The organism is Lysobacter sp. K5869, assembly GCF_018847975.1.
Classification (GTDB): domain Bacteria; phylum Pseudomonadota; class Gammaproteobacteria; order Xanthomonadales; family Xanthomonadaceae; genus Lysobacter.
This window is the reverse complement of sequence record NZ_CP072597.1, coordinates 4,944,031-4,968,113: the sequence shown is the minus strand read 5'-3', so window position 1 is coordinate 4,968,113 and position 24,083 is coordinate 4,944,031. Positions and strand designations below refer to the sequence as shown.

20 protein-coding genes are annotated in these 24,083 nt (G+C 70.3%); 10 read left to right on the top strand and 10 right to left on the bottom strand.

Annotated features, from left to right (window positions below):
- The first annotated feature begins 12 nt into the window (after nt 1-12).
- The 6 genes from J5226_RS20860 (at nt 13) to J5226_RS20835 (ending at nt 4,565) form a co-directional block, all read left to right on the top strand.
- Nucleotides 13-786, top strand: a complete 774-nt coding sequence (locus J5226_RS20860) for an S-methyl-5'-thioinosine phosphorylase (protein ID WP_215836697.1) — start codon at nt 13-15, stop codon at nt 784-786.
- A gap of 187 nt (nt 787-973) precedes the next feature.
- Complete coding sequence (locus tag J5226_RS20855; protein ID WP_057947005.1) at nt 974-1,180, top strand: cold-shock protein; 207 nt, start codon at nt 974-976, stop codon at nt 1,178-1,180.
- 293 nt (nt 1,181-1,473) lie between these two features.
- On the top strand, nt 1,474-3,114 hold the full coding sequence (locus tag J5226_RS20850) for an acyl-CoA dehydrogenase family protein (protein WP_215836696.1): 1,641 nt from the start codon (nt 1,474-1,476) through the stop codon (nt 3,112-3,114).
- Nucleotides 3,111-3,608 carry a L,D-transpeptidase family protein gene (locus J5226_RS20845; protein ID WP_255322873.1) on the top strand — a complete coding sequence of 166 codons (498 nt, stop codon included), beginning with the start codon at nt 3,111-3,113 and terminating at the stop codon, nt 3,606-3,608. The genes J5226_RS20850 and J5226_RS20845 overlap by 4 nt, the downstream gene beginning before the upstream one ends.
- Before the next feature lie 115 nt (nt 3,609-3,723).
- Entirely contained in the window at nt 3,724-4,218 is a 495-nt protein-coding gene (locus tag J5226_RS20840; RefSeq protein WP_215836695.1) for a YfbM family protein, read from the top strand.
- A 170-nt stretch (nt 4,219-4,388) separates the two neighbouring features.
- Nucleotides 4,389-4,565 (top strand): hypothetical protein, encoded by a 177-nt coding sequence (locus J5226_RS20835; protein ID WP_215836694.1) that lies wholly within the window; start codon nt 4,389-4,391, stop codon nt 4,563-4,565.
- On the opposite strand, the gene J5226_RS20830 is transcribed toward J5226_RS20835, so the two are convergent.
- Entirely contained in the window at nt 4,562-4,870 is a 309-nt protein-coding gene (locus J5226_RS20830) for a hypothetical protein (protein ID WP_215836693.1), read from the bottom strand. The genes J5226_RS20835 and J5226_RS20830 overlap by 4 nt on opposite strands.
- A gap of 372 nt (nt 4,871-5,242) precedes the next feature.
- On the opposite strand from J5226_RS20830, the gene J5226_RS20825 reads away from it, so the two are divergent.
- Complete coding sequence (locus tag J5226_RS20825; protein ID WP_215836692.1) at nt 5,243-6,397, top strand: S1 family peptidase; 1,155 nt, start codon at nt 5,243-5,245, stop codon at nt 6,395-6,397.
- A 116-nt stretch (nt 6,398-6,513) separates the two neighbouring features.
- Here the strand turns inward: J5226_RS20825 and J5226_RS20820 are convergent, their stop codons facing one another.
- Genes J5226_RS20820 through J5226_RS20800 form a run of 5 tightly spaced genes read right to left on the bottom strand, consistent with a single transcriptional unit; the run spans nt 6,514 to nt 11,364 of the window.
- Nucleotides 6,514-7,089, bottom strand: coding sequence for a hypothetical protein (locus J5226_RS20820; protein WP_215836691.1), 576 nt, complete (start codon nt 7,087-7,089; stop codon nt 6,514-6,516).
- Nucleotides 7,090-7,129: 40 nt separating this feature from the next.
- The gene (locus J5226_RS20815) at nt 7,130-8,926 is read right to left on the bottom strand and encodes an ABC transporter transmembrane domain-containing protein (RefSeq protein ID WP_215836690.1); all 1,797 of its coding nucleotides are present in this window, start codon (nt 8,924-8,926) and stop codon (nt 7,130-7,132) included.
- A 7-nt stretch (nt 8,927-8,933) separates the two neighbouring features.
- Nucleotides 8,934-9,542 (bottom strand): YigZ family protein, encoded by a 609-nt coding sequence (locus J5226_RS20810; RefSeq protein ID WP_215836689.1) that lies wholly within the window; start codon nt 9,540-9,542, stop codon nt 8,934-8,936.
- Nucleotides 9,539-10,813: a hypothetical protein gene (locus J5226_RS20805; protein WP_215836688.1), complete on the bottom strand. Its 1,275-nt coding sequence runs from the start codon at nt 10,811-10,813 to the stop codon at nt 9,539-9,541. Before J5226_RS20805 ends, J5226_RS20810 begins: the two co-directional genes overlap by 4 nt.
- Entirely contained in the window at nt 10,810-11,364 is a 555-nt protein-coding gene (locus tag J5226_RS20800) for an RNA polymerase sigma factor (protein ID WP_215836687.1), read from the bottom strand. Before J5226_RS20800 ends, J5226_RS20805 begins: the two co-directional genes overlap by 4 nt.
- Before the next feature lie 285 nt (nt 11,365-11,649).
- Here J5226_RS20800 and J5226_RS20795 point away from each other — a divergent pair, with 285 nt between their 5' ends.
- A complete protein-coding gene (locus J5226_RS20795; protein ID WP_215836686.1) occupies nt 11,650-14,562 on the top strand; it encodes an EAL domain-containing protein in 2,913 nt (970 codons plus the stop codon).
- Nucleotides 14,563-14,777: 215 nt separating this feature from the next.
- On the opposite strand, the gene J5226_RS20790 is transcribed toward J5226_RS20795, so the two are convergent.
- The 4 genes from J5226_RS20790 to xseA all read right to left on the bottom strand — a co-directional run bounded on the left by J5226_RS20790 (nt 14,778) and on the right by xseA (nt 21,636).
- On the bottom strand, nt 14,778-16,673 hold the full coding sequence (locus J5226_RS20790; RefSeq protein ID WP_215836685.1) for a VWA domain-containing protein: 1,896 nt from the start codon (nt 16,671-16,673) through the stop codon (nt 14,778-14,780).
- Between the two features lie 330 nt (nt 16,674-17,003).
- Nucleotides 17,004-18,479 carry an aldehyde dehydrogenase family protein gene (locus tag J5226_RS20785; protein ID WP_215836684.1) on the bottom strand — a complete coding sequence of 492 codons (1,476 nt, stop codon included), beginning with the start codon at nt 18,477-18,479 and terminating at the stop codon, nt 17,004-17,006.
- A 29-nt stretch (nt 18,480-18,508) separates the two neighbouring features.
- Complete coding sequence (locus tag J5226_RS20780; protein WP_215836683.1) at nt 18,509-20,155, bottom strand: acetolactate synthase large subunit; 1,647 nt, start codon at nt 20,153-20,155, stop codon at nt 18,509-18,511.
- A 137-nt stretch (nt 20,156-20,292) separates the two neighbouring features.
- Nucleotides 20,293-21,636, bottom strand: a complete 1,344-nt coding sequence (gene xseA / locus J5226_RS20775; protein WP_215836682.1) for an exodeoxyribonuclease VII large subunit — start codon at nt 21,634-21,636, stop codon at nt 20,293-20,295.
- A gap of 243 nt (nt 21,637-21,879) precedes the next feature.
- Here xseA and ispG point away from each other — a divergent pair, with 243 nt between their 5' ends.
- Both ispG and J5226_RS20765 read left to right on the top strand, forming a co-directional pair.
- Entirely contained in the window at nt 21,880-23,157 is a 1,278-nt protein-coding gene (gene ispG, locus J5226_RS20770; protein ID WP_215836681.1) for a flavodoxin-dependent (E)-4-hydroxy-3-methylbut-2-enyl-diphosphate synthase, read from the top strand.
- Nucleotides 23,154-23,918, top strand: a complete 765-nt coding sequence (locus J5226_RS20765) for a phosphatase PAP2 family protein (protein WP_255322872.1) — start codon at nt 23,154-23,156, stop codon at nt 23,916-23,918. Before ispG ends, J5226_RS20765 begins: the two co-directional genes overlap by 4 nt.
- Nucleotides 23,919-24,083: the final 165 nt, after the last annotated feature.

The window sequence follows — 24,083 nt, the reverse complement described above, 5'->3', positions numbered from 1 at the left end:
TTTTCGCCTCCCATGACCCCACCCATCGATCTCGCCGTCATCGGCGGCACCGGCCTCTACCGCATCGCCGAACTGCAGGACGTCGAATCGCACCAGCCGGTCACCCGTTACGGCGCGCCGTCCGGCCCGGTCCGCGTCGGCACGCTCGGCGGCCGCCGCGTCGCGTTCCTGGCGCGCCACGGCGAAGGCCATTCGCTGCCGCCGCACCAGATCAACTACCGCGCCAATCTGGCCGCGCTGCAAGCGCTGGGCGCGACCCGGGTGCTGGCGCTCAATACGGTCGGCGGCATCACCGAACGGTTCGGGCCGCGTGTGCTCGGTTGCCCGGATCAGCTGATCGATTACACCTGGGGCCGCGTCTCCACGATCTGCGAAGTGGAATCCGATGGACACCTGGGCGCCGAAGTGCTGCACGTGGATTTCGGCGAGCCCTACACCCGCTCGCTGCGCGCGGCGGTGTTGGCGGCGGCGCAGCGCGCCGGCGTGGCGCTGGTCGACGGCGGTTGCTACGGCGCGACCCAAGGCCCGCGTCTGGAAACCCGCGCCGAAATCGCGCGCATGCGCCGCGACGGTTGCGATCTGGTCGGCATGACCGGCATGCCCGAAGCCGGCCTCGCGCGCGAGTTGGGCTTGGATTACGCGTGTCTGGCCATCGTCGCCAACTGGGCGGCGGGCGCCGGTCCCGATCCGGACGAAGTGATCACCCTGCAGGACGTGCTCGACAACGTCGCCGCCGCGTCGTCGGGTTTGCCGGCGCTGCTCGAGGCTCTGTTGGACGCGGCCTGAGTGATCGCGGTCGCATAAACGCGAAGCCGCGTTCGCGGCGTGGCCGGAAATTTCCTCGTTTCACGTGTCCGATGCCGTCACGCTGAGCCGTTGTCATCCAATGGCACAGTTTGCATACTCGTCGGTGCGTCATACGCCACGCGGCGGCGACGCACGTCAACGCATCCAGCATGAGGTCAATAAGGATATGCAGTACGGCACCGTGAAGTGGTTCAACGACGCCAAGGGCTTCGGTTTCATCTCTCCCGAAGATGGCAGCGCGGATGTATTCGTGCATTTCTCCGCGATCAACGCCAAGGGCTTCCGCAGCCTGCAGGAAGGCCAGCGCGTCAGCTACCAGCTGACCCAGGGCCCGAAGGGCGCGCAAGCTTCGGAAGTCACTCCGCAGGCTTGATCGTTCGCATTGCCCGCCGCGCGGGTTTCGGCGTATCGCCCTATCGTTCCACATCGGACCGGTTCGTTCAGGACAGGCCCGTCGGACAGTTTCCAAGGCCTCGCTTCGGCGGGGCCTTTTCTTTTGCGGCGCGTCCGGCTTCGCCGCGCTGCGTCGCCGCGGGGCGGCGGCGTTTTCGCCGCGCATCGCGCGCCGAACGCGGCCGCGCGCCGCGCTGAGAACCGCGTATGGAAGCGCCGCTCTAATTTTCCGGGTCTAGAATCGGGACGAATCCGCAGGAGAGACGCCCGCTCATGGACACGCCCGCCACGCTGCCGCCGTTCGCGACCCACGCGGTCGACAACCAGCCGCCGCCGTTCCCGCCGCGCGATCTGTGGGCCGACGACGCCGCGCTGCGCGAGGCGGTCGAGCGCGAGGGCGGCGGCGCCTTCGCCGCGCGCCTGCAGCGCTACGGCGCCTTCGCCGGCAACGAGCTGCTGGCGCTGAGCGTCGACGCGCACCGCGACAAGCCGCGCCTGCGCAGCCACGACGCCTACGGCCATCGCATCGACAAGGTCGAGTTCCACCCGCATTACCACGCGATCATGGGCGCGGCGATCGAACACGGCGTCGCCGGCCTGTCGTGGCACGAGCCGGTGCCCGGCGCGCACGTGGCGCGCGCGGCGCTGAGCTATCTGCATCACCAATCCGAACCCGGCAGCAGCTGCCCGCTGACCATGACCCACGCCAGCGTGCCGGTGCTGCGCCACGCGCCGGCGTTGGCGCAGTGGATGGGCAAGGCCGCCGCGCCGCATTACGACGGCCGCGACGTCGCCGCCGCCGACAAGGCCGGGCTGACGCTCGGCATGGGCATGACCGAGAAGCAGGGCGGCTCGGACGTGCGCGCCAATCAGACCGTCGCCACGCCGATCGGCGGCGACGAGTACGAACTGGTCGGGCACAAATGGTTCTTCTCCGCGCCGATGTCCGACGGCTTCCTCGTGCTCGGCCAGGCGCCCGGTGGCCTGACCTGCTTCCTGCTGCCGCGCTGGCACCCGCACGGCGGCAAGAACGCGCTGCGGCTGATGCGGCTCAAGGACAAGCTCGGCGACTGGTCCAACGCCTCGTCGGAAGTCGAATTCCACAACGCCTGGGCCCAGCGCGTGGGCGAGGAAGGGCGCGGGGTGGCGACCATCCTCGAGATGGTGATGCTGACCCGCCTGGACTGCATGCTCGGCTCGGCCGCGGAAATGCGCATGGCGCTGGCGCAGGCGTTGCACCACACGCGCCATCGCCGCGCGTTCGGCAAGGTCTTGGCCGAGCACGCGCTGATGCGCAACGTGCTGGCCGATCTGGCGCTGGAATCCGAGGCCGCCACCGCGCTGGCGCTGCGCGTGGCCGGCGCCATCGACCGCGCCGCGCGCGACCCGGGCGAGGCCGCGTTCGCGCGCATCGTCACCGCGATCGGCAAGTACTGGATCTGCAAGCGCGCGCCGGCCTTCGTCAACGAGGCGCAGGAATGCCTGGGCGGCGCGGGCTATGTCGAGGAATCGCTGTTGCCGCGGCTGTACCGGCAGGCGCCGCTGAATTCGATTTGGGAAGGCAGCGGCAACATCCAATGCCTGGACGTGCTGCGCGCGCTGGCGCGCGAACCCGAGGCAGGGCGCGCGTTGCTGGCCGAACTCGACGCCGCGCGCGGCCGCGACGGCGCGTTCGACGCTTACCTGGAGCCGCTCGCGCGCGCCTTGTCCGGCGCACTGCCCGAAGCGCAGATGCGCAGTTGGGTCGAGCGGCTCGCCCTGGCGCTGCAAGCGGCGTTGCTGCTGCGCGCGGGCAGCCCGGTCGCGGCCGCGTTCTGCCGCAGCCGCCTCGGCGGCGGGCACGGGCTCGGCTTCGGCACCTTGCCGGACGATCTGGATTTCGTCGCCATCGCCCAGCGCGGTTTGCCGGCGTGAGCGCGCGCATCGTCCTGACGCTCGCGCTGCTGCCCGCCTGCCTCGCACCCGCGTTCGCGCGCACGCCGCCGGCGATGGCGCCGCAAGCGCAGCAGGCCGACCGCATCCAGGTCGGCAAATCCGAACGGCGCATGCGCCTGTACCGCGACGGCAAACTGATCCGCACCTACGCGATCCTGCTCGGCGACGCGCCGGTCGGGCACAAGCGCCAGCAGGGCGACGAGCGCACGCCCGAGGGCGATTACCGCGTCAGCGGGCGCAATCCCAACAGCCGCTTCCATCTGTCGTTGCGCGTGTCGTATCCCAACGAGGCCGACCGCAAGCAAGCGCGGGCGCGCGGCGTCGATCCGGGCGGCGACATCATGATCCACGGCGGTACGCCGAAGGGCTATATGCGCGATTGGACCGACGGCTGCATCGCGCTGACCGACGCGCAGATCGAGGAAGTCTGGAGCCTGGTGCCGACCGGTACGCCGATCCGCATCGATCCTTGAACCTCGCGCCAAGCCCGGACCGCGCTCCAGGCCGTCGGTCGCATCGATTCGTATCGACGCCTGAGATGCGCGCGTTGCACACTCGCTTGATCGTCCGACACGGGAACCGTTGGCCATGGGCATGACTTGGAGCGCCACCGCGATGGATCCGGCGCGTGCCGCCGCGCTGCTGGAGCGATCGCACCGGATCGAGGAAGCGCTGTACGAGCGCGAAGACGCGCAAGGCGGGCAGGACGCTTACCTCGACAAAGCCTGGCACGCGATCCACTTCGTCCTCACCGGTTCGGCCTGGGCCGGTGAAGCGCCGTGGGCCTGGGCGGTGTTCGGCGGCTCGCCGGTGGGCGAGGACGACGCCGACGCCAACTGGCGCCATCTGCCGGCCGAGCAGGTGCGGCAAGTCGCGCAGGCGCTCGCCGAACTGCCGCCGGCCGAGTTCGCCGCGCGCTACGACGCGCAGGCCTTGGCCGATGCGCAGATCTATCCCGACGTGATCTGGCTGCGCGACGGCGACGAGGCCAAGGAGTACGTGCTCGATTACTACGCGCAGTTGAGCGGGTTCTATGCCGCGGCGGCGCGGCGCGGGGACGATGTGTTCGCGACGATCGGTTGAGCGTTCGCGGCGGTTTCATCGCTTCGTCAGTTGTCTGAATGCGTGCGGGCGGCCATCCTCGCGCGATGCCGGTACCGCCGGTCGCGCGCCGCGCACCGTCGGGTCGGGCCGGGCGCGAATGGGTGTAAGGTCGGATGAGGCGGCACGCACGCCGCCGCGGGAGGCGCGCCATGCGTGGTTCACGTAAATCCCAAGCCCTGGCCTTGCTCGCCCTGACGGCGGTGCCGCCGCCGGCGCACGGTTCGGATTTTTCGTTCGCGTTGATGTGGCTCGGCCGTGGCGCCGGGTTGCTGGCGCTCGCCGCGCTGATGGTGTGGCTGTGGGCGCGGGCCGAGGCGCGGGGTTAGGCGTCCGCGCGATCAAGGCGATCGATGCGATGCAGCGACGAGGCGATGCAGCGATGACCGCCGCGGCGACGCCGTGCGCCGGAGCGCCTGCGGCTTGCTGCATCGAAGCCGTCATTCCCGCGACTGCGGGAATCCAGGGCTTCATCGCGAGAGAACTTCGTCACCTCTGGATCCACGCGTTCGCGGTGATGACGCTTTGTGGTTGAACGCGCTGTATAGCGGCAGAGAAAATGCTCAACGCGCGCACCAATGCGCGCCGCCGCATAAAACCGCTTTCGTGGATCGCGCTCCACATGCACGAACAAACACACTTGCCGGCGTGCGTTGCAACGCAGCAACGCGCATCGCGATGTTCGCGCGACGCGCGGCGAACTCGCTCAGCTTCCGCAATGCGCCGGCGAATGCGCGGTCTTGTGACGCGCCTCGTACTGCGCGTGTGATCCGGCCTTGCGCCAGCGTCTTGCGCCGGCGCCGCGCATCTTTTTAGCTGGCACAGCCCCGCGAACCGGCGTCCAAGGACGGCGCTGCGCTTCGCCCCTCACGGGCCGCCGTCCGCGCAACGGCGTTCGCGAAGCCATATCGCCGGTTCGGCGGGCTTCACCTTCGATTCCATGAAAGATTCCCCTAGGAGTTTTCGCATGTACGTATCGAACCACCGTTCGCGCCGGATCGCGCGCGTGTCCGCTTCCTGCCTCGTCGCCGCGCTGGCGGCGCTGTCTTGCGGCGCCGCGCTGGCGGCCGATCAGGTCGATCCCGAATTGAAATTCGCCATGCAGCGCGATCTGGGCATCTTCCCGGCTCAGCTGCCGCAGTACCTGCAGACCGAAAAACTCGCCCGCGCCCAGTCCGCCGCCATCGAGCGCGAATTCGGCGCGCAGTTCGCCGGCCACTGGATCGAACGCAAGGCCGACGGCAGTTTCCACGTCGTCGCCGCGACCGCGGGCGCGCGCAAGTCCAGCGCGATCGGCGCAGTGGAAGTGCGCAACGTGCGCTACAGCCTCAAGCAACTGCAGGCCTCGATGGATCAGCTCGACGCCGGCGCCCACGCGCGGGTCAAGGGCATCAGCAAGCCGCTCGACGGCGTGCAGAGCTGGTATGTGGATGCGCGCAGCAACGCGGTGGTGGTGAAGGTCGACGAAGGCGCGACCGAGGCCGGCGTCGATTTCGTCGCGCTCAGCGGTGCCGATAGCGCGCAGGTGCGGATCGAAACCGCGCCGGGCAAGCTGCAGACCACGGCGAACATCATTGGCGGCATCGAATACTCGATCAACAACGCCTCGCTGTGCTCGGTCGGCTTCTCGGTCACGCGCGGCGCGACCAAGGGCTTCGTCACCGCCGGCCATTGCGGCACGGTCGGCGCGATCGCGCGCATCGGCGGCGCCCAGGTCGGTAGCTTCGCCGCGCGGGTGTTCCCGGGCAACGACCGCGCCTGGGTCAGCCTGAGCAGCGCGCAGACCTTGTTGCCGCGCGTGGCCAACGGCAGCAGCTACGTCACCGTGCGCGGCAGCGCCGAGGCCGCGGTCGGCGCGGCGGTGTGCCGTTCGGGCCGCACCACCGGTTATCAGTGCGGCACGATCACCGCCAAGAACGTCACCGCCAACTACGCCGAAGGCGCGGTGCGCGGCTTGACCCAGGGCAACGCCTGCATGGGCCGCGGCGATTCGGGCGGTTCGTGGATCACCAGCGCGGGTCAGGCGCAGGGCGTGATGTCGGGCGGCAACGTCCAGTCCAACGGCAACAACTGCGGCATTCCGGCTTCGCAGCGCAGCAGCCTGTTCGAGCGCTTGGGGCCGATCCTGAGCCAGTACGGGCTGAGCTTGGTCACCGGCTGAGGCCGGCGCGAAGGTCGGCGGAAATCGACGGCGCCGCGCCTGCAGCGCCGTGGATGCGGACGCCCCGCTTCGCGCGGGGCGTTCGTTTTAGCGGCGCCGTGCGTCGGCGCGCGGGCTCACCACTCCGGCCCGAACGGCAGTTCCTCGGCTTGCCACGCCGCGCGGCTGGCCGGCGCGAGTTCGCGCAGATCGCGCGTGGCTTGCGCGTCGAACTTGAGCGCGACTTTCTCGCGCTCGCCGGGCGCGTCGGGCTTGTAGCCGTCGCGATGCTCCAAGGTGCCGCTCAGCAGCTTGCCGCTGAGGCGGCCGTCGAATCGGAACAGGTCGCGGCTGGGGCGGCCGTCGGGGCCGGACTCGCGGCCGTATTCGCGGCCTAGGGTGAGTTTGGCGCGGAACGACAGCGCGCCGCTGGCGGGGTCGTAGCGCAGGTCCTGCAAACGCCCGCGCGGGGTGTCGCCGACCAAGCCTTGGTCGGAATAGAGCAGGCCGAACAACTCGCCGTTCTGGCGATACAGCTCGACGGTGTAGCCGTAGGCGTGCGGGTCTTCGCTGTGGCTGACGCGCACGTTGCTGTATTCGCCGACGGTTTCGACCGCGGCGTGCGCCGGCGCGGCGGCGGTCGCCGCGAAGGCGAGGGTGGGCGCCGCGGCGGTCAGCGCGAAGGCGAGGGCGAGGGTTGCGATCCGTTGCATCTCTTAGTCCATGAGCGAGGCCGGCGGCGCGCCGGCCGGTTCAATCCAGAAACTGCAGCTTGGCCAGTTCCGCGTACAAACCGCCCTGCGCGAGCAGCTCCTCGTGGGTGCCCTCGGCGACGATCCGCCCGCGGTCCATCACCACGATGCGGTCGGCCTTGAGCACGGTCGCCAGACGGTGCGCGATCACCAGCGTGGTGCGGCCGCGCATCAGCGCTTCCAGCGCCTGCTGCACGGCGCGTTCGCTCTGCGCGTCGAGCGCGCTGGTGGCTTCGTCGAGCAACAGGATCGGCGCGTCCTTGAGCAGGGCGCGGGCGATGACGATGCGCTGTTGCTGACCGCCGGACAGGCGCGCGCCGCGTTCGCCCAGTTCGGTCGCCAGGCCGTCGCTCAGATCCTGGATGAAATCGCTGGCGTGGGCCGCGCGCACGGCTTGGTCGATGTCGGCGTCGCTGGCGTCGAGGCGGCCGTAGCGGATGTTGTCGCGCGCGGTGGTGGCGAAGATGGTCGGCTGCTGCGGCACCAGGGCGATGGCGTCGCGCAGGCGCGACAGATCGGCCTCGCGCACGTCCACGCCGTCCACGCGCACCGCGCCGTGCTGCGGGTCGTGGAAGCGCAGCAGCATCGAGAACACCGTGCTCTTGCCGGCGCCGGACGGGCCGACCAGGGCGATGGTCTCGCCGGGCTTCACCCGCAGGTTGAAATCCTGCAGCGCCGGCAGGTCCGGGCGCTGCGGGTAATGGAAGCCGACTTGGTCGAACACGATTTCGCCGCGCACCGGCTGCGGCAACGGCGTGGGCCGCGCCGGCGGCGCCACCGCGCTGCGCTCGGCCAGCAGTTCGCCGATCCGGCCCATGCCGCCGGCGGCGCGCTGCAGTTCGTTCCAGACCTCGGCCAGCGCGCCGATGGAGCCGCCGCCGATCAGCGCGTACAGCACGAACTGCGCGAGCGTGCCGGCGCTGAGGCGGCCGGCGACGACGTCGTGCGCGCCCGACCACAGCACCAGGGTGATCGCGCCGAACACCAGCACGATGGCGATGGCGGTGACCCAGGCCTGGGCGCGGATGCGCTTGCGCGCGGTCTTGATCGCGACCTGCAGCGAGGCGTTGAAGCGGCCTTGTTCGTAAGGCTCGCGCGCGTGCGCCTGGACCGTGCGCACCGCGCCGAGGGTTTCGCTGGCCAGGGTGTTGGCGTCGGCGACGCGGTCCTGGCTGGAGCGCGAGATGCGCTGCAAGCGGCGGCCGCCGGCGACGATGGGCAGCACCGCCAGCGGGATGCCGACCAAGGCGTAGGCGGCCAGTCGCGGGCTGGTCACGAACAGCATGCCGAGGCTGCCGGCGAAGGTGACGATGCTGCGCAGCGCCACCGACATGCTCGAACCGATCACGCTGCGCAGCAGTTCGGCGTCGGCGCTCAGGCGCGAGACCAACTCGCCGCTGCGGTTGCGGTCGTGGAAGCCGGCGTCGAGCGCGATCAGGTGGCGGTACAGCTGCTCGCGCAGGTCGGCGACGACTTTTTCGCCCAGCACCGAGACGAAATAGAAACGCGCCGCGGTCGCCAAGGCCAGGGCGATGGCGACGACGAACAACAGCAGGAAGGCCTGATCGATCGCGCCGCTGCCGCCGCCGGCCGCGCTTTGGGCGAAGCCTTGGTCGATCATGGTCTTGAACGCCACCGGCAAGGTCAGCGTGACCGCGCTGGAGGCGGCCAGGGCGAACAGCCAGGCGACGAACAGGCCGCGGTATTGGCGTACGAACGGCCACAGGATGCGCAGGCTGCCGATCGGCGGCTTGTCGCGGTTAGGGGCGGCCTGGGAGCCGGCGCTGGCGTCGGTCATCGGGTTTTCACGCGGGGGAGGGCGGTGCGTCGGGTTCGTCCAAACGCACGCGATTACGAGTGGCGTCGCGCAGCTGCGCTTTCAAGGCGGGCAGCTGCGCGGCCGGCAGGCGGATGCGTACCCGCGCGCCGGCGGCGTCGAAGCGTTCGTCGGCCTTTTCCGCGCCGAAGGCGTTGAGTGTCGCATGGACCGCGCCGGTGTCCGCGAACGGATACGCCAGTTCCAACTCGGCGTAGGTCACCAGTTCGCGGCGCGGGGCGCGGCGCAGGCATTCGGCCGCGGCGCCGCCGTAGGCGCGGACCAGACCGCCGGCGCCGAGCTTGATGCCGCCGTACCAGCGAGTGACCACGACCACGGTCTGATCGCAGCCCTGGCCGTCGATGGCGGCCAGGATCGGCCGGCCGGCGGTGCCGGAGGGCTCGCCGTCGTCGCTGGAGCGGTATTGTGCGCCGATCCGGTAGGCCCAGCAGTTGTGGGTGGCGGCCGGGTCGGCGACTTCGGCCAGGAACGCCAGCGCCGCCTCCGGCGAGGCCACCGGCGCGGCCAGGGCGATGAAGCGGCTGTGCTTGACCTCGAGGAGGTGGCTGGCGCGTTCGGCCAGCGTCGCGGCGCTCATTTCAGCAGCGGCCGCAGATCCTCGGGGATGCGCGCGCGCGGATGCAGGCGGCGGAATTCGCGCAGGCTTTGGCGGGCGCGGTCGAGGTCGCCGTCGTCGCGGTAGTCGCGGATGCGCTGCAGCCATTCCTGCGGCGGCAGCTGGGCGTCGGGCGGGGCGGCGATGCGCGAGCCGGTGACTTGGATGGCGTCGAGATCGGGTTTGCTGGCGTCGGCGGCGCGTTGGGCGGTGGCCGGCGCGGCTGCGGCGGGCGCCGGCGGGGCCGGAGGCGGCGGCGCGGCGACGGCGCCGGTCGCTGCGGCGGTTTCGCCCAAGGCCTGCGGCGCGCTGCGGGCGCGGGTTTTCTCGCGCGCCGACAGCTCCGCCGGCGCTTCGGTGCGCTTCGCGGCGGTCGCGCGGATTTCCGCGTCCTGCCGGCGGTCGGCGGCATCGGCCGGCGTCGGCGTGCCTTGGTAGCCGTAGTTTTGGACGGCCGGCGTCGAGGTCGGCGGCATCGGCGGCGGCGCCGGCGGTTCGGGGAGGGTCATGGCCGGCGCCGCGGCGACGGGCGCCGGTTCGATCGCCTGTTGCGGCGGCGCTTCGCGTTTGAGCGTGCGCGCGAAGTCGGACGCGGGCGCCGCAGCGGCGTTGGCGGCCGGCGCCGGGCGCGGCTGCGCCAGCGGCTTGGCCGGCGGCATAGGTTCCGGCGCGAACGCTTCGGTGGACTTGGCTTCGCTGGCGGCGGCCGCGTCGGCGCGCGCGGCCTCTTGCGCTGCGCCGCCCGAAGGCAGGGGCGCGGCGCTGTCGGCCGCGGCATCGGCCGCGCTGGGCATCATCGGCGCGGCGGCCGGGGCGGCCTGGTCCTGCGCGATCGAATCCTGCGCGCTTTGCGCGACCTGCGCCTCGCTCATCGCCTGCGGCGCCTTGTCCAGCGGGCGCAGCTGCCAAGCCACGCCGACGGCCAGCGTCAGCGAAGCGGCGATGCCGATCCAGGCCGGCCAACGGTTCTTTTTCTGCCGCACGCGCGGCGTCGCGGCTTGCGGCGCGGCGGCCTGCGGAGGCGCAGCGGCGGCCTTCGCCGTAGCGGCTTGCGGCGCGGCCGCGCGCACGGCGGCGATCTCCGGCTCGGCTTCGGGCGCCGCTTCGGGCGCGACCGCGGCGCGCGCGGCGGCGAGGATCTTGGCGTCCAGCGCCGGCGACGGACCGTCGTGCGGGCCCAGCCGCAGCAGGCGCTCGGCCAGATCGCGCTCTTCCGGCGACAAGGGATCGGGAGCGTCGGGATGGCGGTTCATTCGGTCAACCTCGCGCGCAGCTTGTCCATCGCGTACCGCAGCCTGGACTTCACCGTTTCCCGACCCACCCCCGTAATGGCGCCGATCTCCTCCAGACTCAACTCCTGCTCCAGGCGCAGCAGCACCACTTCGCGCTGGTCCTCGGGCAGTTCTTCGATCGCGCGCTGCAAGCGGCGGCGCTGCTCGAACTCGGACAGCTCGCGTTCCGGCGTGGTCGGGTCGGGCACGCGCGCGGCGCGCTCGTCGCCGTCCTCCGGCGCCGCCGGGCGGTGCTTGAGCCCGCGCCAGTAGTCGTTCAGCCGGTTGTGCGCGATCCGGAACAGCCAGGTGTTGAACTGCGCGTCGGGCTTCCAGCTCTGGCGCGCGCCGATCACACGCTGCCACACGTCCTGGAAGAACTCGTCGGCCAGGGCCGAATCGCGCAGCTGGCGCAGCAAGAACCGGTACAGCGGGCCGCGGTGGCGCGCGTACAGCGCCTCGAACGCGCCGGCGTCGCCGGCCGCCCAGGCCAGCATCAACACGTCGTCGCTCGCGTCCGCACCGGAATTCATCGGCGGCAGGTTAAGCGTTGCCGGCGCCGACGGGAAGCGCTTGCCTGTCGCGGCCGGGTCGTATAGCGGGAGATGAAGCGCCAGGATCATGACAGGACCAACGGATCACGGCCGCGGACGGGGTTCGCGGCGCAAGCCGGGCGTTCGGCCGCGGTCGAACTAAGACCGCGAGCGGATTTCGCCCTGCCGCCGCCGTAAAGCACGCGTTATCCTTCGGACTTGCTCGAAAACGGGCGGTTCAGGACAGGCGGTCCGGTGCGGGGCGATCCGGTACGGAATGAGGCGATGCGGGCGGCCGCGGAGAACGCGCCGGCGGACGGCGCGTGGCCGGGCCAGGCGCTGGCCGCCGCGTTGCTGGACGCGTTGCCGCTGGGCTCGCAGATCGCGGTCAGCTGGCGCACCGCGCAGGGCCGGGTCGCCGAATCCTTCACCCCGGGCGCCGACGGCGCGCTGCGCGCCAGCGCGCTGGACCGGCTGGAATGCGACCCGCCGGCGATCGGCGCCTCCGAAGAGCGCTACGCCGATCGGATCGAGGCGGCGTGGTGGCTGGAAGACCGCAGCCGCGCCAGTCTGGTCGCGCAGATGCCGCGCGCGCTGCCGGCGCCGCTGCGCGCGGCGTGGCTGGCGATGGCGCGGCGCGTGGTCGCGGCCGAACTCGCCGCGCTGCGCGCGCACGCCCGCGCCGAGGCGCTGGAGAAGTCCGAGCGCTTGCAGCAGGCGCTGTTCGGCATCGCCGATCTGGCCGGTTCCGGCCTGGAGATGAACGATCTGCTCAGCCGCATCCACGGCGTGGTGTGCGGGCTGATGTACGCCGAGAATTTCTACATCGTGCTCTACGACGACATCGCCGACACGATGCGCTTCCTGTATTTCGCCGACCGCCACGACCCGTACGTGGCCAACCCGCTGCAGGCCATCCGCGGCGAAGACATGCCGACCAGCCTGACCCTGGCGCTGCTGCGCCACGGCGAGGCGCTGCAAGGCAGCTCGGCGCAACTGCGCGAGCGCCTGAACGTGCCGCACGACGAGCGCCACGGCCCCGACAGCGCCGACTGGCTGGGCGTGCCGATGCGGCGCGAGGAGCGCGTATGCGGCGCGGTGGTGGTGCAGAACTACGACAGCGCCGACAGCTACGGCGAAGAGGACCGCGCGCTGCTGTCGTTCGTGGCCCAGCACATCCTCACCGCGCTGGACCGCTTCCGCGCGCGCGAAGAGCTCGAACGCCGCGTGGCCGAGCGCACCTACGCGCTGCAGCTGAGCAACCGCGACCTGCAGGCCGAGATCATCGAGCGCCAGCGCTCCGAACGCCTGCAGCGCGCGCTGTTCCGCATCGCCGAGCTGACCATCACCTCCGATACCCTGGAGCGGTTCTACTCGCAGGTCCACGACGTGGTCAGCGAGTTGCTGTACGCGCGCAACTTCTACATCGCGCTGCTTTCCGACGACGGCTCGCGCCTGCAGTTCCCGTATTCGATCGACGAACGCGACATGATCCGCGAGACCCGCCAACTCGCCGGCGGCCTGACCGAATTCGTGATCCGCCAAGGCCGCCCACTGCTCGCCGACCGCCACCGCATCGCCGAGCTCAACAGCCGCGGCGAAGTGCGCAGCCACGGCTCGGCCGCGCACTGCTGGCTGGGCGTGCCGCTGTACCGCGACGACGCCGTGGTCGGGGTGATCGCGATCCAAAGCTACTCGCGCGCGATCAGCTTCAACGCCCGCGATCAGGAACTGCTGACCTTCGTCGCCCACCACATCAGCATCGGCCTGGCGCGCAAGCAGGCGCAGGACCGCTTGCTGACCGCGCACGGCGAACTCGAACAGCGCGTGGCCAGCCGCACCCGCGAGTTGGCCCACACCAACGCCGAGCTGGTCGCGCAGATCGGCGAGCGCGAGCGCGCCGAGCGCAAGCTCACCCATCTGGCCCTGCACGATCCGCTGACCGAACTGCCCAACCGCAGCCAGTTGCTGGAACGGCTCGACCACGCCATCGCCCGCGCGCGCCGCGAGCAGCGTCCTTTCGCGGTGCTGTTCCTGGATCTGGACCGGTTCAAGCTGGTCAACGACAGCGTCGGCCACGCCGCCGGCGACGAACTGCTGGTGGAAAGCGGCCGCCGCATCGTCGGCGCGGTGCGCGGCGACGACATGGTGGCGCGGCTGGGCGGCGACGAATTCGCGATCCTGGTCGAGCACATCGACGGCCTGAGCGTGGCCGAGGAACTGGCCCAGCGCGTGCTGCGCGCGCTCGGCGAGCCGTGCTGGGTGGCAGGGCGCGAGGTGTTTCCCTCCGGCAGCGTCGGCATCGCGCTGTGGCATCCGCGCTACCGCAGCGGCATCGAACTGCTGCGCGACGCGGACGCGGCGATGTACCGGGCCAAGGCCGCCGGGCGCGGCCGTTTCGCCGTGTTCGACGAAGAGATGCGCGAGCAGGCGATGCGCATCCTCGATCTGGAAGCGGACCTGCGCCGGGCGATCAACTCCGACGCCTTCATCGCCTATTACCAGCCGATCGTGCGCCTGGACGACGGCGCGCTGATCGGCCACGAAGCGCTGCTGCGCTGGCGTCACGAGAAGCGCGGGCTGCTGCTGCCGCGCGAATTCATCGGCCTGGGCGAGGACAGCGGGCTGATCGAGGAAGCCGATTGGATCCTCTACGGCCGCGTCGCGCAGGAACTCGCGCGCGGTGGCGAGGGTTACATCTCGGTCAACGTTTCGCCCAAGCACTTCCGCGCCGGCGACTTCGCCGACCGCCTGCTGCGCCTGCTCGACAGCGCCGGCGCCGACCCGCGCCGGCTGCGCATCGAGATCACCGAAGTGGCGCTGCTCGACGACGTGCCGCGCGCGCTGCGGATGCTGCGGACCTTGCGCAATCATGGGGTGTTGGCGCAGTTGGACGATTTCGGGACGGGGTTTTCGGCGTTGTCTTACCTGCATCGATTCCCCATCGAGTGTCTGAAGATCGATCAGAGTTTCGTCGCGGGGTTGGTCGGCGAATCGCGGCCGGAGAGCGTGGCCGTGGTGCGCGCGATCCAGGCCTTGGCTGGAACCTTGGGTATCCACACAATCGGCGAAGGCGTCGAGACCCAAGCGCAGCGCTCGGCGCTGCGCGAACTGGGCTGCGTATTCGGCCAGGGCTATTTGTTCGGCCGCCCGGCGGAACGTATGCAGAGCGTGCAACCCGCCGCGAACCAAAGCTGACGCGGGTTCGTATCCCCCTGTAGGAGCGGCGCGAGCCGCGACTGCGACGACTCAACTGCGTCGAAGCTGTCGACGTAGCTGCGTTGTCTCAGTCGCGGCTCGCGCCGCTCCTACAGGTAGCTCCGGCAACAAAAACGCCGCCGGTGCCGGCTGCGACGGGCCTGACTGCGTCGCAGAACGGTACCGGCGGCGCGCGCAACGCCTGTGCTGGGGGATTACTCGCTCACCGCCACCTTCGCGGCCGGCTTGAGTTCGCCGATCTGCGCCTTGGCCCGCTCGACCAGGCGCACGAACTCGGCGCGCTGGCCCCAGGGATCGGCCAACTTCACCCCGCGCGCCGCGCCGAGGATCTGCTCCCAGCCCCAGCCGTCGTACTGGCTGCCGCCGCGCAGCGCGTCGGCGAAGGCGGCGACCGCGGCGGCCATGCGCAGCGAATCGCTGGCCGCGGCGCGCTCGCCCGAACGCAGGATCGGCGTTTCGATCAACTGGCTGCGATCTTCGCCCGGACGCTTGTAGCGCAGCTTGAGGTTGGCCATCTCGCCGTTGCCGGCGCCCGCGGCCGGCGCGGCCGCGGCGTAGCGCAGCGGCGGTAGGCGCGTGGCCTTGGAACCGACCGGAGTGATCTCGTACAGCGCGGTCACTTCGTGGCCGGCGCCGATGTCGCCGGCGTCGACCTTGTCGTTGGCGAAATCCTCGCGCTTGAGCAAGCGGTTTTCGTAGCCGATCAAGCGGTACTCGGCGACCTGCGCCGGGTTGAACTCGATCTGGATCTTGACGTCGCGGGCGATGGTCAGCAGCGTTGCGCCCATTTCCTGCACCAGCACCTTGCGCGCTTCCTGCAGCGTGTCGATGTAGGCGTGGTTGCCGTCGCCGACGTCGGCCAGCTTCTCCGACAACTCGTCGTTGTAGTTGCTCGCGCCGAAGCCGAGCGTGGTCAGGGCGATGCCGCTCTTGCGCTGATCGGCGACCAAGGTCTGCAGCGCGTCGGTGCCGACCGTGCCGACGTTGAAATCGCCGTCGGTGGCCAGGATCACCCGGTTCACGCCGTCCTTGATGAAGGCCTGGCGCGCGGTGGCGTAGGCCAGACGGATGCCGTCGCCGCCGTTGGTGCTGCCGCCGGCTTCCAGGCGTTCGAGCGCGCCGAGGATCTCCTCCTGCTTGTCGCCCGCCGTCGGCGGCAACACCAGGCCGGCGGAACCGGCGTAGACCACGATGGAGATGCGGTCCTGCGGCCGCAGCTGCTTGGTCAGCATCGAGAACGCGCTCTTGAGCAGCGGCAGCTTGTCGGGTGAGTTCATCGAACCGGAGGTGTCGATCAGGAACACCAGATTCGACGGCGGCAGCGTCTGCTTGGGCACGTCATAGCCCTTGATGCCGATCATCAGCAGTTGCCGCTGCGCGTTCCACGGCGCCGGCGCGAGTTCGGTCGAGACCTTGAACGGCACCGCGCGCGACGCCGGCGCCGGGTGGCCGTAGTCGAAGTAGTTGATGAATTCTTCCGCGCGCACCGCATCGGAGGGCGGGCGGATGCCGTCGTTGAGCATGCGCCGCACGTTGGCGTAGCTGCCGGTGTCGACATCGATGGAGAAGGTGGACAGCGGCTGCTCGCTGGCGCGCTGGACCGGGTTGTCCTCGCGTTCGGCGTATTTCTCGGTGTTGGCCGGCTGGCTGTAGTACGCCGGCGCGGGCGGCGCGGCGGGCGCGGCGTAGCCGTAACTCGCCGGCTGTGAGGTCACCGCGCGGCGCTCGAGCGCGCTCTTGGCCTGCATGCGCGCGTTGACGCGCGAGCCGGTGACGACGATTTGTTCGAGGCGCTGATCGGCGACGGCGCCGGCCGGCGCGATGGCTTGCGGCTTGGCCGGCGCGGGCGGCGCCGGCGGGGGCGCGGGAAGCGCTAACGGAACGCTGGCGGCGGGGTTCGACGCCGCGTCGGCCGGCGCGGCTTCGGCCAGCGCGGGCGCCTGGATTTTGTCGACGCGCTCGGCATCGGCCTTGGCGTCGGCGGGGCTGCCGGTGGATTGGCAGCCGGCGAGGGCGAGAGCGGCGAGCAGCGCCGCGCTGAGGCAGTGGACGGAAACGCGCGGCGATTGCGGACGGACGGCGGCGGACATGTCGGCTTCCCTGGTGTGTGGACCTGGGAAGGCGAACGGGCGGGGTTGGGGCGTGGGGTTAGCTTGGGGCGATTTTTTTTGGGTGGCGGGAAACGGGTGGCCCCCACACCGTCATTCCGGCGAAAGCCCCCACACCGTCATTCCGGCGGAAGCCGGAATCCATTTTGATCTTGGCTTTTCGCTTTCCCACGCGGAAAGCCAAAGCGGAAAATCAAAATGGATTCCGGCTTTCGCCGGAATGACGGGGGGGGAGGACTGCGGCGCCGGGACGGAGTTCGTGGCGTTGTGGTCAGTAGCGGGTGGGGTTCTGGGCTTCGGAAGGGGCCGGGGTTACGTTGCTTCGGTTGGATCCCGAATCACCAACAACCGCTGCTCACTCATGTCCTCGATCGCATAGCGCACGCCCTCGCGCCCCTGGCCCGAATCCTTGACCCCGCCGTACGGCATGTTGTCCACGCGGAAGCTCGGCACGTCGCCGACGATCACTCCGCCGACATCGAGCCGGTCCCAGGCGCGCATCGCGTGATCGAGGCGGCCGGTGAACACGCCGGCTTGCAGGCCGAAGTCGCTGTCGTTGACCCGGTCGAGCACGGCGTCGAAATCGTCGAAGGGTTCGATCAGCGCGACCGGGCCGAAGGCTTCCTTGCGGTACAGCTCGGCGTCGCGCGGCACGTTCTCCAGCAAGGTCGCCGGGATCATCGTGCCTTGGCGCGCGCCGCCGGCGATGCGCTTGGCGCCGACCTTGAGCGCGGCGTCGATCCACGCCTGGATGCGCTGCGCGGCCGGTTCGTCGACGACGGGACCGATGAAGGTTGTATCAGAGCGCGGATCGCCCATGCGCAGCGCGCCGACCGCGGCCTTGAGCTTCTTGCGTAGCTTGTCGTAGATATCGGCGTGGGCGTAGATGCGCTGCACGCTGATGCAGCTCTGGCCGCTTTGGTAGTACGCGCCGAACACCAGGCGCTCGACCACGTGATCCAGGCTCGCGCCCGGTTCCGCGTCGACGATGCAAGCCGCGTTGCCGCCCAGTTCGAGAGTGACCTTCTTCTTGCCGGCGCGCGCCTTGAGGTCCCAGCCGATCAGGCCGCCGGTGAAGCTCAGCAGCTTGATCCGTTCGTCCTCGACCAACAGCGAGGCGTCCTCGTTGGAGCAGCACAGCACCGAGAACGCGCCTTCGGGCAGATCGGTCTCGGCCAGGATCTCGCCGATGATCAGCGCGCCGACCGGCGTCTTGATCGCCGGCTTGAGCACGAACGGGCAGCCCGCGGCAATCGCCGGGGCGACTTTGTGCGCGACCAGATTGAGCGGGAAATTGAACGGCGTGATGAAGCTGCACGGCCCGATCGGTACGCGCTTGACCATGCCGCGATAGCCGCGGGTGCGCTGCGAAATCTGCAGTTCCAGCAGCGTGCCCGGATCGCGCGTGGCTTCGTTGGCGGCGATGCGGAAGGTGTCGATCAGGCGGGTGACTTCGCCGCGCGCGTCCTTGATCGGCTTGCCGGCCTCGATGCACAGCGCCAGCGCCAGTTCCTCGAAGCGCTCGCCGAAGCGGCGCACGCAGTGTTCGAGCACGTCGCGGCGGCGGTCCGGGGTGAACTGCGCCATCGCCTCGCGCGCCTTGTGCGCGGCGACGATGGCTTTGCGCACCGCGGCCGCGTCGGCCATCGCCACGCGCGTGGCGCGCTTGCCGCTGTACTTGTCGAGAACCTCCAGATCGCCGTTGGCGGCGACCGCGCGGCCGGCGAGGTAATAGGGATAGCTGCTCTTGAGGCCCTTGGCGGGCTTGGCGGCTTTGTTCTTGGCCATGGCGAAGATGCTCCGTTGATGCGCCGCGCTCAAACCACCGCGGCGGCGCGCTGGGGAATGTCTTGGTTGAGGATGGTGTCGTCGTCGCTGTAATCGATGGGCACTTCGATCAGATCGACGCCCGGCGTGTCCAGCGCGCGCCGCAGCAGCGGCGCGAACTCGTCGGCGCTGGCCGGCCGATGGCCGCGCGCGCCGTAGCTGTGCGCGTATTCGACGAAATCGGGATTGCCCAGGTCCATGCCGAAGCTCGGATAGCGTTCGTGCGCCTGCTTCCACTTGATCATGCCGTAGGCGTCGTCGCGCAGCACCAGCACGACCAAGTCCAGGCCCAGGCGCACCGCGGTTTCGAGCTCCTGCGAATTCATCATGAAACCGCCGTCGCCGCAGACCGCGACGACTTTGCGGTCGGGGCAGACGATGCGCGCGGCGATGGCCGAGGGCAGGCCCGCGCCCATGGTGGCGAGCGCGTTGTCGAGCAGCAGCGTGTTCGGCTCGCGGCAACGGTAGCTGCGCGCGAACCAAAGCTTGTACAGGCCGTTGTCGAGGCAGACCACGTCGCGCGGCGACAGTTCGCGGCGCACGTCGGCGACCAGACGCTGCGGCGCCATCGGGAAACGGTCGTCGTCGGTGCGTTCGCGCAATTGGTCCAGCAGCGCCGCGCGGACCCGGTTGAAATAGCCGAAGTCCCAGTGCGCCTGCGGCTGCAGCGCTTCGCTCAGGCGCCAGACCGAGTGGGCGATGTCGCCGATCACCTCGATCTGCGGGAAGTACACCGCATCGACCTCGGCCGCGGCATAGTTGACGTGGATCACCGTGCGCCGGCCTTCGCGCATGAAGAACGGCGGCTTCTCGATCACGTCGTGGCCGATGTTGACGATGCAGTCGGCCGCGTCGATCGCGCGGTGGACGAAATCGTGGTCCGACAGCGCGGCGTTGCCGAGCCACAGCGGGCCTTCCTCGTCGAGCACGCCCTTGCCCATCTGGGTGGTGAAGTAGGGGATGCCGAGCTTGGCGACGAACTGGTCGAGCGTGTTGGAGGTGGTCTTGCGGTTGGCGCCGGCGCCGATCATCAGGATCGGGTGGCGGGCCTGGGCGATGGCTTCGGCGGCGCGTTCGATGGCCTTGTCCTCGGCGACCGGACGGCGCGAGAACGAGGCGGGGATCAGCCGCGCCTGGGTCGGATCGCCGGCGATGTCCTGCGGCAGTTCCAGGTGGGTCGCGCCGGGGCGCTCTTCCTCGGCGCGGCGGAAGGCTTCGCGCACGCGCGCCGGAATGCTGTCGGCGGCGACGATCTGACGGGTGTACTTGGTCAGCGGGCGCATCGTGTCGACCACGTCGACGATCTGGAAATGGCCCTGCTTGCTGGTCTTGATCGGCTTCTGCCCGGTGATCATCAGCATCGGCATGGCGCCGAGTTGGGCGTAGGCCGCGGCGGTGACGAGATTGGTCGCGCCGGGGCCGAGCGTGGACAGGCAGACGCCGGCCTTGCCGGTGAGGCGGCCGTAGGTCGCGGCCATGAAGCCGGCGGCTTGTTCGTGCCGGGTGAGGACGAGTTTGATCGAGGAGGTGCGAAGCGATTCGAGCAGGTCGAGATTCTCTTCGCCGGGAATGCCGAACACGTATTGCACGCCTTCGGCTTCGAGCGCGGCGACGAACAGGTCGGACGCCTTGGTCATGCGGGACTCCGGGGACGGAAACGCAGGACGCCCAGGATCGCGCAAACCGCGTGAGCGAGGGGAGACGGCGGTGGAACGATGCGGGCCGCATGCGGGTTCCGCCAGATCGGGACAAGGCGCCGTGGCGCCGGCGCGGATCAGTCTTCGCGCGGTTCGACCTGGACCCGGATCTGCCCGTCCTGCACGCGCGCGCTCAAACGGTCGCCGGGCGCGGCGTCGAGCACGCTGCGCACCACGCGCCCGTCCTCGTGCTGGACGATGGCGTAGCCGCGCGCGACCGTCGCCAGCGGGCTCACCGCCTCCAGCGAGCGCGCCAGCCCGCGCAGGCGCAGCGCGTCGCCGTGCAGGCGCCGCGCGACCGCGGCGCGCGGGCGCGGGGCCAGCGCGGCCAAGCGCTCGCGCAGGCGGGCGATGCGCCGCTGCGGGTGGTGCGCGCGCAGCACCGCGTCGCTGTGGCGCAGGCGCGCGGTGTCGCGTTCCAGGCGCAGGCGCCAGGCCTGTTCGAGCCGGCGCAGCGCGTCTTGCTGGCGGGCGCGCAGCGTCGCCAGCCGCGCTTGCGGGCGCAGCGCGTTCAAGCGCAGGCCGGCGCGGTCGGTGCGCTGCATCGCCTGATTCAAACGCTGCCCGTGCAGGTTGCGCAGCCGCGCCTCGAGCACGCGCAGGCGGTGCAGCAGGTCCTCGCGCTGCGGCACCAGCAATTCGGCGGCGACCGAGGGCGTCGGCGCGCGCACGTCGGCGGCGAAATCGGCGAGGGTGAAGTCGGTTTCGTGGCCGATGGCCGAGACCACCGGCACCTCGGAGGCGGCGATGGCGCGCGCCAGGCGTTCGTCGTTGAACGCCCATAAGTCTTCCAGCGAACCGCCGCCGCGCGCCAGCACGATCACGTCATAGCGTTGCGAGGCTTGCGCGCGCAGCAGCATCGCCACGATCTTCTCGGCTGCGCCGTCGCCTTGCACCGGTACCGGCAGCACCTCGGCCTGGGCCAGCGGGAAACGTCGGCCGAGCACGCTGAGCACGTCGCGCACCGCCGCGCCGCTGGGCGAGGTGATCACCGCGATGCGTTCGGGAAAGCGCGGCAGTTCGCGCTTGCGTTCGCGGTCGAACAGGCCTTCGGCGGCGAGCCGCGCCTTCAATTCCTCGAACGCGCGCCGCAGCGCGCCTTCGCCGGCCTCTTCCATGTGGTCGAGCACGAGCTGGTAATCGCCGCGCGCCTCGTACAAGGTCAGCCGGCCGCGCGCGAGCACGCGCAGGCCTTCGCGCGGGACGAACTTCAGCCACGTGCTCTTGGGCTTGAACATCGCGCAGCGGACCTGGGCGCGCGCGTCCTTGAGGGTCATGTAGAGATGGCCCGAGGACGGCCGCGACAGATTGCCCAGTTCGCCTTCGACCCAGATCAGCGGGAAGGTGTCCTCGAGCAGGTTGCGCGCCAGGGTGTTGAGCTGGCTCGGGGTGAGGACTTCGTCGGGAGAACTGGGGGGCATGGGCGGACGAGAGCGACGCCAGCCGCCCAAAAGAAACAGTGGCGCCGATGGTAACCCGTCCCGCGCGGCGCTTCCGGGGCCGGGTTTGCCGAGTCGGATCGCAAGCCGGCGAGCGGCCTTCCCAGGCCGGAACGTTGTGTCCGATCGCGCCGAAACCCAAGCCCCGCAAGCGCTGGGCCCGCGTCAGCCGCGCTTCACTCCCGCCGCACCTGCGCGCATCGCCCCGGCGCTACAATGCCGCCCATGAATTCCGATGCCGTCCTGCCTTGCGCCCTCCCTGATTTCGGCCCGCTGCCGCGCCGCCTGACCCGCGAGGTCCGGATCGGCGGCGTTCAAGTCGGCGGCGGCGCGCCGGTGGTGGTGCAGTCGATGACCAACACCGACACCGCCGACGTCGCCTCCACCACCAAGCAGGTCGCCGAACTGTGGCGCGCCGGTTCGGAACTGGTGCGGGTCACCGTCAACACCGTCGAAGCCGCCGCGGCGGTGCCGCGCATCGTCGACAAGCTGGCGATGATGGGGATCGAGGTGCCGATCATCGGCGACTTCCACTACAACGGCCATCAGCTGCTCACCGCCGAGCCGGCCTGCGCCGAAGCGCTGGCCAAGTACCGCATCAACCCGGGCAACGTCGGCTTCGGCAAGAAGAAGGACAGCCAGTTCGCGACCTTGATCGAACTGGCGATCAAGCACGGCAAGCCGGTGCGCATCGGCGCCAACTGGGGCTCGCTCGATCAGGCCCTGGCCGCGCAACTGATGGACGAGAACCACACTCGCGCCGAACCGTGGGACGCGGGCAAGGTGCTGCGCGAAGCGCTGATCCGCTCGGCGCTCGACTCGGCCGCGCGCGCGGTCGAACTCGGCCTGCCGGCCGAGCGCATCGTGCTCAGCGCCAAGGTCAGCGGCGTGCAGGAACTGATCGCGGTCTATCGCGAACTGGCCACGCGCGGCGATTACGCGCTGCACCTGGGCCTGACCGAGGCCGGCATCGGCAGCAAGGGCATCGTCGCCTCCAGCGCGGCGCTCGGCGTGCTGCTGCAGGAAGGCATCGGCGACACCATCCGCATCTCGCTCACGCCCGAACCGGGGCAGGCGCGCAGCAACGAAGTCATCGTCGCCCAGGAACTGTTGCAGACCATGGGTCTGCGCGCGTTCACGCCGATGGTCACCGCCTGCCCGGGTTGCGGCCGCACCACCAGCACCTTCTTCCAGGAACTGGCGCAGACCGTGCAAGAGCACGTGCGCAACAAGATGCCGGAGTGGAAGATCACCCATCCCGGCGCCGAGAACCTGACCCTGGCGGTGATGGGCTGCGTGGTCAACGGCCCGGGCGAGTCGCGCCACGCCAACATCGGCATCTCGTTGCCCGGCACGGGCGAAGCGCCGTCGGCGCCGGTGTTCGAGGACGGCGAGAAGACCGTGACCTTGCGCGGCGAGAACATCGCGCGCGAATTCGTCGACCTCATCGACGGCTACGTCGAGCGCCGCTACGGCGCGCGCGCGGCCGGCGGAGCGGCGTGAGCGAGCCGTCGCGCGCGGACGACGCGTCCGCGCGCAGCGAAGAAGCGCGCGCCGCGCAGCCGCGCGGCACCGGCGACAACGCGCTCAAGCAGGAAGCCCGCTTCGGCGCAGCGCTGCTGCGCCGCCACGGCTGGAGCCTGCTGCTGGCCTTCGCCGGCCTGCTGCTGCCGTTGTGGGGCTTCGCCGAATTGGCCGAGGACATCCACCGGCAAGAAGCGCTGGTGTTCGACGTGCCGGTGCTGCAATACGCGCACGGTCTGTCGCGCGCCAGCCTGGATGCGCTGTTCACCCTGGTCTCCAAGCTCGGCTACCAGTGGGGCGTGGTGCCGTTCGACCTGGTCCTGGTCCTGGCCCTGACCGCGCTGCGGCGTTTCCGCGAAGCCAGCTTCGCCGCGCTCGCGCTCGGCGGCTCGGGGCTGCTCAACATCGCGGCCAAGCAGTTCTTCGCCCGCGAACGGCCGTCGCTGTGGGAATCGATCGCGCCGGAACACAACTACAGCTTCCCCAGCGGGCATGCGATGGGGTCGATGACCTTGGCCGTCGTGTTGATCTTGTTGTACTGGCCGACGCGCTGGCGCTGGGCGGCGATCGGCTTGATGGTTCCGTTCACGCTCTTGGTCGGCTTCTCGCGCCTCTACCTGGGCGTGCATTACCCCTCCGACATCCTCGCCGGCTGGGCCGTGGCGACCGCTTGGGTCGTGGCGGTGTACCTGCTGGTGTACGGCAGCGCGCTGCGGCCCTGGGGCCGGGCCGAAAACTAAGCCTCTTTGCGGTTTGTCAAGCGCTCCGCGCGGGGCGGGCGGCCGTTCGTCCGAAAACTGCTTGATCCGTTCATCAGATTGTCGCGCCCGCCTGGTAGGGGGGTGAAGGCCTGTGCGCGTTGGCACAAATAGGGGCGTATTTGTGCACGCTTTGGCGTGTAGGTC